This is a genomic window from Aliivibrio sp. S3MY1, assembly GCF_028765575.1.
GTDB lineage: Bacteria > Pseudomonadota > Gammaproteobacteria > Enterobacterales > Vibrionaceae > Aliivibrio.
Genome location: NZ_JARACO010000022.1, coordinates 1 through 14,045, shown reverse-complemented (window position 1 = coordinate 14,045; position 14,045 = coordinate 1). Strand labels below are relative to the sequence as shown.

The following is a 14,045-nucleotide window of genomic DNA, read 5'->3' as shown; positions in this document are numbered from 1 at the left end:
TTTCCTTATTTTAAAAAGTTTTTACCAATCACTGATGCGGCTTTAGACGCACCAGAAGAGGCGGCTCGACTTGGTGATTCTATACCACCCACCAGTGCAGCGGTGAGTCCAATTGACGATCCAATTAATAAAATAGCCATGAGACCTGTGACGATTAAATCAATGAAATCAGCCCCCATCATGGTGGTGTTTTGCAATCTATCAACGCCATTACAAGATGAGAAGTTCAATGCGTCACCACACACCATTAATCCGATGGATTGGAATTGGGCTTGAATGGCTAAGGCTGAAATGGCACCTGTTGCTCTTAATACAATTAATAACATCAAACTGCCAAGGGTAAACTTGAACCAACCATCAAATAGGTTGCGAGTCGAGGGGTGAATAAGTAATGGAATGAACAGAACACCGAGTATTTTTGCTAACGATAATGTCCAAACCGCCCATGAGCTAATAAGGAACATGACCAATTGCAAAGCAATGGCCACAAGATACCAGAGTCCCGCATAAATGACGTCTCCAACGGGCATACTCCAAAAGGAAACGTCTTCGTTATACATGGTGGTGAGTGAATACGTAACCCAATTAAAAAGATAAAAGGGATCTCGTTTTCCCGTCGCCGCTTCTTGAATAGAGAGTCCAATTTCATCAAAAAGAACATGCAAATTATCAAACAAGAGTTGGTAGCTTGCGATGATAAGCAAGGTTGCAAAAACCATGAGCGTGGATTGGATGATACTTTCTTTATCGATGCCGATTAACATGTATTTTGCGACTTCGGTAAAATAAAGAATGACAAACAACACCACTAAAATTGCGGTAGCAAACCAAGAAATATCCCCGTTATTAATCAGCATGTCTACAAATCGAGTGATCGACTGTGAAAATACGTCTCTAAACGTATTACTTGCACTCATCGCAATGGCCTTTCATCAATGATAATGCCTTGCTCTTTGGCTCTTTTCATTCGCTCTAGGCGTTTGAGCTTTGAGCGTAATTCAATTTGAGCGGATTGATTGGCCATATTGCTGGAGCTCATGGAAGCCAGTTTCATTTCATTGCTTATCGCGATTTGGTCAATCAATATTTGGTTTTGCTCAACAATCAATTGCAAGGTCGCTAACTCACTTTGAGAGCCTAAGCTCAATCGTTGCTCATCCAGATGGTCGATGTCGGCACGACTTTGTTTATTTAGCTCCCGATAATATTCTCGCTCTTTGGATTCATTATTCGCGTTATTGGCTAAGTTATACGAATAGCTTAAATCTTGCGGAACGTAACTGAGTGCATCCGTTGCTAAGGTATTCATGTCATCACGAGTACCAAAATCCGCCTGACGGCGAGATAATTCCAATGTCTGAGGAACCTCCGTATCTAACAAATGGTTTTCATACAAGCGGTTCATGTCTCGACTGATGGCCATGTAATCTTTTCTATCAAGTTTATTTTTTAGTGATTCCACTTGATTGAGCAGAACTTGATACTCCCTTAAGGTTTGGGTGTATTGGTCAATGGCCGTAAGCAGTTGGTCAGTGTTAAGTCCTGTTTGCTTAAGAATTTGCTCGTATTCTTGAATGAGTTGACTGTATTGAGTTACCGCTTGAACTAATCCCGCAATATCAACCACGGGAAAGCCAGAGCCAACGGCCTTAAAGGATAAGCAGCCGCTTATTATTAATACCAGGACTTTTTTCTTTGTCGTATAAAAGTTCATGCTATTTCCTTAATCCGATCTAGGTAAAGGACTGAGTTTTATTTGGAGTAATGACACTTCCTTTTTTAGCTTTTCACAGGTGATGATTTCTTCAGCGGTCATTTCTGTCTTACTGGCACATTGCAAATACAAAGCTTTTTGATAGTCAGAAAGTGTTACTAATATAGATATTGCCATCGGCGTTAAAACGACGGAATGAGTCGGGAGTGTGGTGATAAGTAATATCATGCACAGTGTTTTTTTTATCATGTTATTTCCTTAATCCGAGTTCATTCACAATGCGATCGATAGCTACATCAATGTCACTTTCTTCACCGTAGATACGTTGTGCAAGAGCGGCTTCATGAGGTCTTGAAGTAGCAATAACGTATTGCTCAGGCTCTACATGAAGATTGACGATTTTGGCCACACCAATGTCCATTTGTTTGATGAACGCTTGTTTTCGTGGGATGAGGTTCAAGATGATGTCGCATTCATGGCTAGTCAAAAACGGAAAGGCGTCTTTATATTCTTGCTCTTCCATTTCCTTGTCGCTCATGAAAATGAAGGTGGTTGCGGCGCTTCGCAGCGTTGACCATTCCTCAAGTGCTGAATAGTGTTTAGGGGATTGAGTCCAAAAGCCCATTCCGCCCCCGTGCTTAAACCACGTTCTGGCTTTTTTAATCAAAAATTCAGCCGCCCCTTTTTGTGACAGAACATATTGACACTCATCCACTTCAAGAAACTTCGCTCGCTCACGATGGAGTGGGTTTTCAAATAAGCGAACCGCCCTAAAAAATAATTCAGTATTCACTAAGGTGGCGAGCTTTGGGTAATCTTTGACCCCTTCAGTGTTGTAGACAGAAAACGGCTTATCTAATACCCCAATCGCATCTACATCGTTATCAAATAAGTTGCCATATAACCCGCCTCGCTTGAAATACGCGAGTTTCTTATGCACTGATGGACTGCATTGTCCGAGCATGGCTGAGAAGTTTTTCAATTCAGGCGTTTCTTGTGACATGGTGGTTAAGATGGCGTGGTCAAGCTGCGCTTGCTCATCCGAGGTTAAGGTTTGCAACTCAACCGCATCATTCTCTTGTAGCATCAAACGAATAAGGCCCATCATGTGACGACGAAAAGCGTCATCTTCAGGGCCCGTGGCCATCATGAAGGGATTAAATCCTTCGGTGGTTTGGGTATCGCTTAATCGAAAAATGGCACCATCTTCTTTGAAGAACCGAGCCACAGGCTCAGAGCCTTGGTCTATGTCCATGGCGCAATACATGCCGCCGAGTTTTGAAAAATGGGTAGCGATGCAGTTTTTTAAGAAGGTTTTACCGCTTCGCGTTGGACCAACCCCAATGACCAAACATTTATCACCGACAAACGGGGTATAGTGAAACGGAACCCCGTCATCCCCTTCGAGAATGTAAAGCGCTTCTTCTTTTTTTCGACCAAAATCCCACAGCGGTAAGCCTTCATTTGAGCGATAAAAGAGAGACAGTGCAGCAGCTTGGGTGGTATTGATGGTACTGGTGCGCAGCCCCTTTGATGTGGCGCCGAGCAACAATTGTGTATAGGCTCCAACAAGTCCGATACTTTCCCACAGTAAGTGAAATTCAGCGTTCTCAAGCACGGAATTTAATCGCTTAACGCGCTCACGAACCAAAGCCACACTGGTATCAAAAATAACCACGGATGAATTGAATAGGCCGTATTTATCTGAATCGTGCGCGATGGTATCAAGCTCTGACAAGGTCTCTTTTAATCGTGGGTTGGCGTTCATTTTTTCTTTAATCGCGCCCGCCGAGGCGGTGCCTAACACTAAATCGGAAATGGCGACTTGTGAACGATAGAGCTCACCTTCACGAGCCGATACCATGGCGTGTTTTTCACGAGTGGTAAACGGGGTAAAGCGGGTAAACAAAAGATAGTTTCCCTTCTCTAATACAGGGGCTAATTCACTGGCCCATGCGCTTTCTGGTACGGTTTCCATTCCAACCCCTTGTACGCTCGCAATGCGAGCATACACAGGCTGCGAGGCCCCAATTTTAAGATAATGAACCCCTTCTACAATTACGGTGGTTACTTCAACGGTAGCCAGATATTTATCCCAATCAGAGCGAGGGGCTCCCGCGCTTTCTTGTAAATAACGTGGCGAAAGTTGCACTAAGGATTTTTGTAAAAAGAACAACGAGCCGTCATTCAATCGAGTATTAGTCAGAGAGCGAAAGCTCAAGCCCAACACCAGCTTATCTAATGTGTCGTTGAGTGCATCACATTGAGCAAGAAACTCACGCTCTTCAATTAAACTGCATTCACGATGCGATAAAGCCAGTCGTAATAATTGGCGTTGGTTCTTATCAACCAGTGCTTGAAAAAAGGAGGCAATCAATCCCTTTTTTGAATTTAGGGCGCTTGATGGGGCGATTTCGATTGCCCAATATAAATTAGAGCGGTTCATGTCTCGCGTGTGACTTAAGAAGTGAGCACGGCGCGTGGAGACCAATTGTGCTCGTGGGTTGTTTCTTGGTAATAGCGATACATGAGCGTTGTTTTGATGAAAATAATATTGCGTTAAGGTGGCATGAACCGGTAAGCGTTGAATAAGACCGCGAAGTAAGCGAGTCATGAGTGATTTGTCTTCATTGCTTAACATTGCAGGTTCAACGCCTGAAAGCTCAAGCACCCCAATCACGCTGCCAGTATCGGTAATGGCCACGGAGTTCATGGCCGCAAACGTGTGTATAAATTGATTTAATGCTGCCATGAGAGTCTTTTCCTAGAAGCTTTGTAGCCAAGTAATGACGGTGCCCATGCTAAATAACGCAATGGCACCAATACAGCCTCGAAAAATCCAACCAAGGGCCGTTCCCGCTTGTTTTGGGATGAAGACCCAAAGGCCAATACCCGCACAAATGGCAACAAAGACCACGAACAAAGTGCCTGTGCCCCCAAGGAAATCAACGATTTCTTGGAAGAAATCGGCGACTTTACTGAATGGGCCGCCCCCGCCTGAGCCAATAGAGACGCGAGCATGAGCAAGGGTTGGGAATAACAAAATCAGGGGAAGGATAGAACGGGTTGTTTTCATTTTTTTCTCCAAAGAGTAAAGGGCGTCACGCGGTGTTTTTGCATGATACGGATGTCTTTTTTAATGATGGTTTGTGGGGAAAGTGAGGCGTGTTGCAGTGTATTAATCCAGACTTTCCATGCTTGTGGATCGTGTTTGTGCAATGCCCGCATGGGCATAAATAGTAGGGTTATCCAGAGCGAGCCTAGAATTAAGCCCCAAAAAAGCCCACCCAATGAAATAAGCAAACCAACACCAAAAACACTAAAGAGCGCGGTGATGGCCAGAATTTCAACGGGTAGGCCGATAATGAGTGAATGTTTATCAAGGACAGTGGTGTTCTTGAGTTTTGGGTTTGATGGTGTCATAAATTGTCACGTCTTTGAGTGCTTACAATTGGCTACTCAACAATATTTGAAGCATTCTCAAACCTTGCCGATGTAGATCGCACCAATCGGATCTCTGGAACATCTGTAATTTTAAATGAACGAGTGATTGGTAATTTTTTCACTTCGGCGATAGGTATTTGCTTTGACATTTTCTATCCTTATCTTAATTCTTGTGCCTTTTTGGTGGCACGACGGTAATTGATACGTGATGTCCAGTTGTCCTTAGTGACAGGCGATGAATAACTGCGATCTTCACAGATAAGGGCAAACAGCCCCATACGATTAAGTAGGTCGGTTTGTATATCCACATTATGACAACGCAAAAACACGGTTTTTGCCGCCCCTCGCTTGTTCAGTTCAAAATCAGAAGGACAAGAAATTAAGGCAGCAAAAGGAATGTCATTGGATTTGTGGGGTGTTGGGCAATGCCCACAACTGGTGGTTAAATTGACGTCGATTATTTTAATGTCATCAATACTTAAATAAGTGACGTGAGTATTTGAGATGTGAGCCAAACAAAAACCAATAGCACTATTGATATGACGCTTTACTTCACTGCGTGGAAAATGAAAATCTGGTTGAGGCTTGTAACGGCCATAAACCAGTTTTTGCACAAATTGAGACTCATTTTTATCGTTTTCTGTGATGTTTGAAAGCGTCGCGTTAAGGGCGTGAAGTTCAGCGGCATCCAATAATGGTCTGTGCTGCTCTTTTTCACCGATTAAGAACAAGGCGTATTGCATGGTGTTATTACCTTATGTGATAAGAGAAGAAACTCACTCAGCGATAAATACTTGGGTACTGTATATAGTTGTTCGGGATGCTTGCTGTTTTTTAGCCTACTGCCAATAGACTGCACGTTGAGGGATGTTGCTGTTTGTACGTACTTACAAGACTTATACCCCCTAATAGATTAAAAGAGTGTGTATTGTTACGTGTTGGCTTCACGAATGGTTTGACCATCAACAGACGGGTTTTCTTTAGTGTTTGTCACACACTAAAACCAAGTAGTTATCGCAGAGTGAGCTTGTGATGCTATTTGCATCGTTGAGTAAACCCAAGAGAAGGCGGAGGTGATAACATCAATCCATCCTCATGTATTTGTCGTAATTGCCATTGATACCATTTGTCATCGATGCGTTGTTTTGCTTCACGATCGATACGTTCAGTACGTGGTTTATTGCCTTCACGCATGAGAGAAATATTAAGTGCGGCTTCGCGTATTTCATTTTGGGTCATTCTCACAACCATTCCTTTTTATCCGTGATGATTAGGTAAGCTCGCTTATGCAAGTGAGCTTGCCTAATAAAATGCTATGGCGCTCTGAACGTGGATATTCACACGGCAGGCACTTCCATAGACTTACTGCTGTTTTCAACGCATTTTCAGTGATCTAATAAGTCTTACACTCCTCATAAAAGTGGCTTACCGATAGCATGTTTAACTGCACAGCAGCGGACAGGTTCCCAAATTCTTAAAGAGCGGTAGATCCAAAAGTTGGATCTTTATTCAAAAAAGAACACTAAATTCTGTTAGTATTCTTTTTGTGAACATTGTTTTTGACTATTTCAAGGGCTTCTGCTCGCTTACTTCTGCCGTGTTTTTCTGCTTGAAGAGTGAGTAGACGATTGGTCTCTTTATCGAGCTCAAACCAAAGGCCGACGGCTTTTGTGGCTGTTTTTTTTGTCATGAATTGCCTTTTTAGCGATGAATAAAGCTATTTACCATAATATACATGCTGCGCACTTGTGTAAGTTATTGATATATAGTAATTAATTTTGTTTTGGTTATTTTTTGATGTGCGCGTGTAAGCAGATTAGAAAAAAAGTGCGTGATAGATTTGTTGTATAGGAATATAATCCGTGATTAGTTATCACTGATTATAGTGAGCGCAATAGGCAACTCTTAAGCTGTTGATAACAATACGTATTATGTATATTATGGTAAATATTTTTAAAAAAATATCAGTGATTACTTGATGTTTTTAGCGCATCTCTTTATAATTATTCATAGTTCTTGAAGTGAGAGTGCAACATATAGCGCTCTGCTCACCATGTAATGCCTCGTGTGATATATGGTGTATTTTTGCTAAAGAATTAGAGTGTGTCGGACCGCGAATCTGACCAAAAAGCATTCGCAAATAAGCCGTCTTCCCGAAAGTAGACGGCTTTTTTTGTGCCTAAAATTCAAGGGGTTGATCTTTTGGATCTTTTCCTCTACATTAACTACTCAATGTTTGGCGTCGCAACCAAGCATCCCTAAAATCTTTCGGAATCATACAATGACCAATTTAATACCAGCGGGCATATTGCCTGTGAAACTCAGACCCAATTTTAGACGCATCCCCTCCCCTCTTCATATATTGACGAGTGTTCGAGTGTGTTTAGAAGGTGTGTCTGATGTCAGAAGCTAACCTAGCCACTTCGTTACAAAACTCGACCACGCACTCAAAGAAATGGGCGATTGCCCCTGTTTGGTATCCTGATGAAGCATTAGGTGAGCCTGATAGTAATGGTGCTCGTGAGCTGATTGCGCGTGAGCATCGTAAAATCAAATCCATACCCACGTTAAACCGTAAACTGTTTAATACTGTTGAAAAACACGGTGTGTGGCTCAATGCGCAGTGGCCTTGTTTGGTTTATCGTTTAATCGAAGCGGGTATGCGCAAGCGTAACTTGTCCTTTAGAGTCGATCATAAGCAGAATCTTGAAAATGCGATGCGCTGGATCTCGTATCATTCCGATGCAGTAACGGGCTGCATTAACGTCACTCGTTTGTGCATTGAGATCGGCAAAGAGATCAAGGTATCGAGCTCAACGATTTCGATTATTATGAAAGAGTTGGTGGTGATGGGTTTGTTGTATGAGCCTGAGTATAGCGGCCAATCGGTTCAAGACGTTCTGCATGGTGGCCATTTACCAAGAACCTTATGTGCTACTCCCCTCTTTTATGAATTGCTTGGCATTAATAATGATGAGCTGGCTCGTTTGAGATCGATAGAGATCCAACGTCGTCAAATTGAAGCGGCGAAACGTCAAGAGCAGTATGATGCAGATTTTGCGCTAAAAACCTTTTGCCAAAACAATATTTTACGAGTGTGGGAGCATAGGCATACGCAAGTCACCTCAAGCTATAAGATAAAACTCTCAGACATGCCGCCTCTTGAGCGCATGAGTTACATTTCCCGTAAATTGGTGCAGCGCATCAAAGATAAAGGCTGGGAGATTAGCTTAGAGCAAAAGAACATCACAAAGATGGCCAATAACCTGTTATCTCGTATGGGGTTAGCGGTTCGTCAGATCACTCCCCTCTCTCCCATACCTATTTAATGATAAATAGCGATAGGATCATGCTCTTAATTGGGTAGGATAACTCACGCCTGCTCATTTATTTTGTTGTTTTATAAGATAAACTAGCCCTGTTTTGATGTTTATTTTGCTTTCCTATCCCCTTTACGTGGTCTCTTTTTCTGTTGTACTACTTAGTTATACACAGATGTCGGAATGACCCCTTTATCAACTCGAAGGATTGTCCCTGTTATCCTTGCTAATATTCTTTACTTATATATTTCAAAAAGATTATTTATTTCCAACAGTTATCCTTTGTTGATAAAAGACTAGAACATTAAGTACCTCCCATTAATTTTCAATTTACACTTCATACACAAAAAGATTTCAAAAGAAAATTAACGGGCCCCCAGCCAGTTCAATGCCATCACACATGAATAATTCATCACCCTACTGGCTGCGCTGAACATTTCTTTTGTCATCCGACAGGAAGATTAAGCGCACTCTGACAAAACAACACACTTAAGAGCATTCTTGCAGGAAAGGGGCTGAGGTTACCTTTAATTAAGTGTTATTTATCCACCGATGAGCTTACAAGCAATCTTGTGGTTGTGGGTGACTCTGGACTACTAATCTAGATCATCATCGAGTCATGACCCTTATAGGTCTCTTTTTGTGCATCGCTTTGTATTTTAAACGAGTTTTAACACGTTAAAACATCGCTTAAAATGAGAGTCATTCATCAAATAATGATTTTTTGCCGTAAAAAACATACTTTTTTTAGTATTCTACTTGTCTCGTCAGCCATGAGTGATATTCATGAGTCAACTAAAGTACCATCAACAATTTTCTGAATTTGTAAGCAGTGCATTATTATTAATTTACAGCCGCCTTAATGTAACAGGTCGATTTCTACCTAAAGAAAAACGTAATGAGTTACTCATTCAATATTTTAAAAAACAAATTAAGTTACCACGTAACGAAATGATAAAAAAAGACATTAAATCGTTACTGCTTATCGCTCGTAAAAATGGAGAGACTGAAGCTCAATTATGGTCACTTCATGCCATGAATCATCAGTACGCCGATAAATTTACGGATGCAGATCGTCTTTTTGCTTTATTGACATATCTTTATGAAGATCATGGGTTTGAGTCCACATTGGATGATCCTGATATTACGCGAGAGAAAGGGGTTATCTATTCGAGTGAAAAGGCGATAGAGCATTGTTTTAATAGTGATAATGAATTGATTGAGCCCTTACCAAATTATATTATTATGGATGAGCCAAGTCGATTGGTGGAATTAATTAATGGCCACGAGGAAGGAATGTTTATTGCAGAGCATGTATCGACCTCTATCGAAGACAGATGCGCCACCTTACTTTTGCATAAAGTTACGGCGACTTCATCCCCTGCCGCCGCTCAGTAATGTTATTTTATCCGTGATGTAATAATAAAATAGAAAGATTATTGGAAAATGAAAAATGAATGAAACCCATCGTGAATTAACCCGAGAAGATAATGAGCTTATTCAGTTAATGATGAACAATGGTGAAACACGAGACAAAGCCACATCAAAAATACACAGCAGTATCTATTCGTTAAAGCAAAGTGATTTTTCTACTATCGCCAGTGTGTGTGAAAGTAATGGTGAAGAGTATAAAGAGCAAGCCTTACAAAATATTTTCAAACTCAATAGAGAAAGATGTAAGCGACTCATTTTGGCTAAAAAAGCGAGAATAGATAACCCTAAGATTTTGAAAGAGACGGATAAAACATTTAGTTGGTCTGCATCCATTCAGAAAATACGATGAATGAAATAATTTAGGATTTAATCTTGAGAGCTAAGAAAATAGTATTTGCTACAATTGTTGGTTTTGTTCTTGTCGGACCTATAGGCGCCTGTATTGTTGCCGTTATTTCAGTATTTTTGACGAGAAATAAGAAAAGTTCATATCGAGAATCAAACCATGATAATTGGAACATACCAGATATTTCTGATTTAAATTCATTTAATTATTCAGCATATAAGAGAAAAGAAGCAGGTGATTATGGTGAAAAACTGATGAGAGCCAAACTGAAAGAACTAAAGGGAAATCTTATTAACGGATATATAACTACTGAAAATATGATATTTAAAGGTCGTAATTTCGAGGTTGATTTTCTTGTTCTCATGCCTAAAGTTGGGCTTATTGTCGTAGAGGTAAAACATTACGCTGGAGAAGTATACTGTAACAGTGATAAAGAGTGGTATCAAATAAGCTCACAGAATGGTAAAAAATTTTATAAAAATGCTTCTCTTCAATCATTACGAACGACATCACTTTTAAAAGAACTTTTAGAATCAAAATATATAGATAAGTGGCCCTTATTATCAGTTGTCGTGTTTACGCATCCAACGGCTAAGATATATAAACAAACAGGTGAAAAGAAACCTCAAACAGAGATACTTAAACGTAACATGTTTGAAAATTGGTTACGTGAACAAGATCAGAATATCAATATAAGCTTTTCGACTGATGATTTTAACAACATACGGCATTTATTAAAATCGAATGAGCATGAGTTTTCTAGAACTAAAAATTAACATCGATAGTTTCCATTTTCCTGACATACCTCAAATCAGTTACTAAAATAAAGCTGTACTACATGTGTAATACAGCTTTATTTGTGGTCTTATTCTTGCTATTATATGTAGTACATAAGTACTACAGGTGATTGTATGAGAATTATTAGTGTTGCAAATCAAAAAGGTGGTGTAGGTAAAACTACTACTGTGATTAATGTAGCTGCTGAATTAGCTAGAAAAAAAAGAACCTTAATTATCGATTTAGATCCTCAAGGGAATACATCAAAAGCTCTTTCTTGTGGTGTTGGGGAGTTTGATTTTGAATTATCTTCTGCATATTTATTTGATAAGCCTAAAATTGCGAATATTAAAGATACGATTCGACCAGCATTAGCTGGAGAAAAAGAAATTGAAAATTTATATTTAATCCCTGCTGATATTCAGCTTTCTAGGGTTATTGAAACTTCATTAACAAAAATTAATAGAGAGAGGATTTTATCTAGGCATTTAGCTGAAATAAATACATTATTTGATTTTGTTATATTGGATACTCCTCCTAATTTATCTTTGACTACCTTAAATGCTATACAGTGCTCCGATTTGGTATTAATCCCTGTAGATAGCGGAGCCTTTTCGATTGATGGGGTATCTCCTTTATTAGATGCGCTTGATGAGATAAAAGAAGGTGATTCTAATTATAAAATATTTAGGAATGAAGTAGATTCTAGAAATGGGCTTATTAATGGTTTCCTTGATGCCGAACTAAAACATGTAGCTGAAAATGTGTTGAGTTCATCTGTTCGCAGATCAGAGCATATTAGCCAAGCTAATGCTCTATCTAATCCTGTTCGTTTTTATAAATCAGGTTCTACGGTTGTTAATGACTATAAACGATTAACACAAGAAATAATTAATGTACTACATAGGTAATACATATGAATAAGTTGGTAAAAAAAGGAGCGTCGTCAGCTTTAAGTCATCGAGCTGATAAAGTATTTAACGATACAAAGAAAAAAATAACTACCGTTTCGGATAAGATTAATACAACATATAAAGTACCTCCTTTATCTCTCAGATTGTCTATTTCAGATAAAAAAGATATAGCTGATTGGGTAGCTGATTTACAAAAAGATACTCCAAGAAAGGTATCTCCAGCTAAATTATTTAGGGCTCTTTATGCAATTAAAGATGATATAGATGAGAATAAAATAATTGAACAAATTAACTTAATGAATTAGTGTATTACATGTGTAATACACAATTAAGTTTTAATATTTATTAATAAGTTATATCAAATTCTCGTTATGATATTTAACTATTCGTATCACAGTTCTTGCCGATACTCCTACCAACTTCGCTGTTGCATTGACACTTAACTGATTATGTACACGAAGTTGGATTATTTTTTCATGCATATCTAGATCTGGTCTTCGGCCTCTGTAAAAACCTTCGATCTTGGCTCTTTCAATACCTTGAACCTGACGTCTTCGTCTATCTTGGTAATCTTTTCGTGCAATAGCGGCCAGCATGTCTAACATCATATTATTGATGGCTCTGAACATGGCTGATGTAAAATCATCATTATGATGTTTCATTAGTACTGTGTGGCTGGTTGGCAAATCTAAGCTGATCACTTTTAATTGTTTTTTATTGATTAATGCTTTGAGTGTTTCCCAATCTTCATCATTAAGACGAGAAAGGCGATCAACTTGCTCAATAAGTATAGCGTCGCCTTTTTCTGCATCTTTAAGTAATCGCATTAACTCAGGTCTTTGTAGTGATGCGCCTGAAACGTTCTCAATATACCAACCAGCAATACGAGCACCTTTATCTTCAGCAAAAGACTTTAAGCTGTCTTGTGCTCTTTTTGCATCTTGCTCTTTGGTTGATGCTCTTAGATAGCCAAATATGTACATGAATTGAGCCTAGGTGTCATTAAAGTAATGATCTAATATTACATGACAAAAAGGTGATGACAAAATGATTTTAGGGCTAAAATTAACCCTGTGACATTAGGGTAGACCCTAATGTCACCTATTTTCTAAACAAGTGTTTTTTCATCTTGCATTACAGTTGGGTTTAGCGGTATTAATTACCGTATATTATTGAGCATGTACCGAGGTTAATATGTTAATTCCTTTTGGATTAAAGCAAGATAAGTTCTATGACGTTAGCGAAGTAGTACGTGGTCGTGCTTGTGACTGTATATGCCCGAGCTGTAAACAAGCATTAATCGCAAAGAAAGGTGATCCTGAAAAAAAGGTACATCATTTTGCCCATGATAAAAAAGCTAAAGATGACCCAGTCGAAAAAATTGAATGTGAATATTCATTTTGTGTGGTAGCAAGGCTGGTTATAAAGCAAAGTATTCGTGAGTTAGAATCGTTTGAGATGTTGTTTCCTGAATGGGTTATTGAATTTAAAGAAAGTGACAAGTTTGACCGAGAAAATACGGTAACTGGCTATGTAACACAGTCACATAAGTTACTTATAGAAAAATTTGAAGTCGAACCTTCAGCACCATTGAACGAACTCGATATTATTTGTCATATTAGCGGTTATCCGGTAGGTATTCATTTTAGTTATAACGGCCGCCCAAGTCCAAGTTTCCTTCCTAAGGAAGAAGAACACTTATCCTTAATCGATATTGACCTAGAATCCCTGAAATGTATTTATGATGACTTTATTAATCAAGATAATAATTCGTTCAAAGAGTTGGTTATGGATTATGTGTTTAAATTTGGTACTCGTCGCTGGTTGACTCATGTTCGTTATTCTTCACGAAAGAAAGACTTGAAAGCTAAGTTGAAGGATATGATTGAAAAATCTAACACATTACCACCAGTTAGTGCTATTTCCATAATCGAAAAGCGGTCTAAATCGTATAAAGCATCAAGGAAAACGACGATACCAAATAAAAAAGCAAGCATAATATTGAGATCTTTAGATGGATTATGTGTCCGTTGCCATAAAGGTAGAGTGGGCTATATCGACGATCTTATTTGTGCACCGTGTTTACAACACTATTA

General features: G+C 39.2%; 18 protein-coding genes. 7 read left to right on the top strand and 11 right to left on the bottom strand.

The genetic code is table 11. From position 1 onward, the window contains the following. Positions 1 to 5: 5 nt before the first annotated feature. The 10 genes from PVK62_RS13610 to PVK62_RS13565 form a co-directional block, all read right to left on the bottom strand. On the bottom strand, positions 6 to 917 hold the full coding sequence (locus PVK62_RS13610; RefSeq protein WP_274420489.1) for a type IV secretion system protein: 912 nt from the start codon (positions 915 to 917) through the stop codon (positions 6 to 8). Beyond that, complete coding sequence (locus PVK62_RS13605; protein WP_274420488.1) at positions 914 to 1,714, bottom strand: hypothetical protein; 801 nt, start codon at positions 1,712 to 1,714, stop codon at positions 914 to 916. The genes PVK62_RS13610 and PVK62_RS13605 overlap by 4 nt, the downstream gene beginning before the upstream one ends. A 9-nt stretch (positions 1,715 to 1,723) precedes the next feature. Continuing rightward, a complete protein-coding gene (locus PVK62_RS13600; protein WP_274420487.1) occupies positions 1,724 to 1,963 on the bottom strand; it encodes a hypothetical protein in 240 nt (79 codons plus the stop codon). Position 1,964: 1 nt separating this feature from the next. Continuing rightward, positions 1,965 to 4,466, bottom strand: a complete 2,502-nt coding sequence (locus PVK62_RS13595; protein ID WP_274449426.1) for a VirB4 family type IV secretion system protein — start codon at positions 4,464 to 4,466, stop codon at positions 1,965 to 1,967. Between the two features lie 12 nt (positions 4,467 to 4,478). Next, entirely contained in the window at positions 4,479 to 4,790 is a 312-nt protein-coding gene (locus tag PVK62_RS13590) for a hypothetical protein (protein ID WP_274449425.1), read from the bottom strand. Continuing rightward, positions 4,787 to 5,137 (bottom strand): hypothetical protein, encoded by a 351-nt coding sequence (locus PVK62_RS13585; RefSeq protein ID WP_274449424.1) that lies wholly within the window; start codon positions 5,135 to 5,137, stop codon positions 4,787 to 4,789. Before PVK62_RS13585 ends, PVK62_RS13590 begins: the two co-directional genes overlap by 4 nt. Positions 5,138 to 5,169: 32 nt before the next feature. Next, on the bottom strand, positions 5,170 to 5,307 hold the full coding sequence (locus tag PVK62_RS13580; RefSeq protein WP_274449423.1) for a hypothetical protein: 138 nt from the start codon (positions 5,305 to 5,307) through the stop codon (positions 5,170 to 5,172). 9 nt (positions 5,308 to 5,316) lie between these two features. Next, positions 5,317 to 5,901 carry a hypothetical protein gene (locus PVK62_RS13575; protein WP_274449422.1) on the bottom strand — a complete coding sequence of 195 codons (585 nt, stop codon included), beginning with the start codon at positions 5,899 to 5,901 and terminating at the stop codon, positions 5,317 to 5,319. Positions 5,902 to 6,193: 292 nt separating this feature from the next. Then, complete coding sequence (locus PVK62_RS13570; protein ID WP_274449458.1) at positions 6,194 to 6,397, bottom strand: hypothetical protein; 204 nt, start codon at positions 6,395 to 6,397, stop codon at positions 6,194 to 6,196. Positions 6,398 to 6,680: 283 nt separating this feature from the next. Next, positions 6,681 to 6,848, bottom strand: coding sequence for a TraY domain-containing protein (locus PVK62_RS13565; protein WP_274449421.1), 168 nt, complete (start codon positions 6,846 to 6,848; stop codon positions 6,681 to 6,683). A gap of 709 nt (positions 6,849 to 7,557) precedes the next feature. Between PVK62_RS13565 and PVK62_RS13560 the strand changes: the two genes are divergently transcribed. The 6 genes from PVK62_RS13560 (at position 7,558) to PVK62_RS13535 (ending at position 12,254) form a co-directional block, all read left to right on the top strand. Next, positions 7,558 to 8,487, top strand: a complete 930-nt coding sequence (locus PVK62_RS13560; protein WP_274449420.1) for a replication initiation protein — start codon at positions 7,558 to 7,560, stop codon at positions 8,485 to 8,487. A 777-nt stretch (positions 8,488 to 9,264) separates the two neighbouring features. Beyond that, on the top strand, positions 9,265 to 9,876 hold the full coding sequence (locus PVK62_RS13555; RefSeq protein ID WP_274449419.1) for a DUF2913 family protein: 612 nt from the start codon (positions 9,265 to 9,267) through the stop codon (positions 9,874 to 9,876). A 55-nt stretch (positions 9,877 to 9,931) separates the two neighbouring features. Next, complete coding sequence (locus PVK62_RS13550) at positions 9,932 to 10,261, top strand: hypothetical protein (protein ID WP_274449418.1); 330 nt, start codon at positions 9,932 to 9,934, stop codon at positions 10,259 to 10,261. 23 nt (positions 10,262 to 10,284) lie between these two features. Continuing rightward, entirely contained in the window at positions 10,285 to 11,034 is a 750-nt protein-coding gene (locus tag PVK62_RS13545; RefSeq protein ID WP_274449417.1) for a nuclease-related domain-containing protein, read from the top strand. Positions 11,035 to 11,169: 135 nt separating this feature from the next. Then, on the top strand, positions 11,170 to 11,946 hold the full coding sequence (locus PVK62_RS13540) for a ParA family protein (protein WP_274449416.1): 777 nt from the start codon (positions 11,170 to 11,172) through the stop codon (positions 11,944 to 11,946). 5 nt (positions 11,947 to 11,951) lie between these two features. Then, positions 11,952 to 12,254, top strand: coding sequence for a hypothetical protein (locus PVK62_RS13535; protein ID WP_274449415.1), 303 nt, complete (start codon positions 11,952 to 11,954; stop codon positions 12,252 to 12,254). 48 nt (positions 12,255 to 12,302) lie between these two features. Here PVK62_RS13535 and PVK62_RS13530 read toward each other — a convergent pair whose 3' ends face one another. Then, the gene (locus PVK62_RS13530; RefSeq protein WP_274449414.1) at positions 12,303 to 12,932 is read right to left on the bottom strand and encodes a recombinase family protein; all 630 of its coding nucleotides are present in this window, start codon (positions 12,930 to 12,932) and stop codon (positions 12,303 to 12,305) included. A 211-nt stretch (positions 12,933 to 13,143) separates the two neighbouring features. On the opposite strand from PVK62_RS13530, the gene PVK62_RS13525 reads away from it, so the two are divergent. Continuing rightward, on the top strand, positions 13,144 to 14,045 hold a 902-nt coding region (locus tag PVK62_RS13525), incomplete at its 3' end, for a competence protein CoiA family protein (protein ID WP_274449413.1).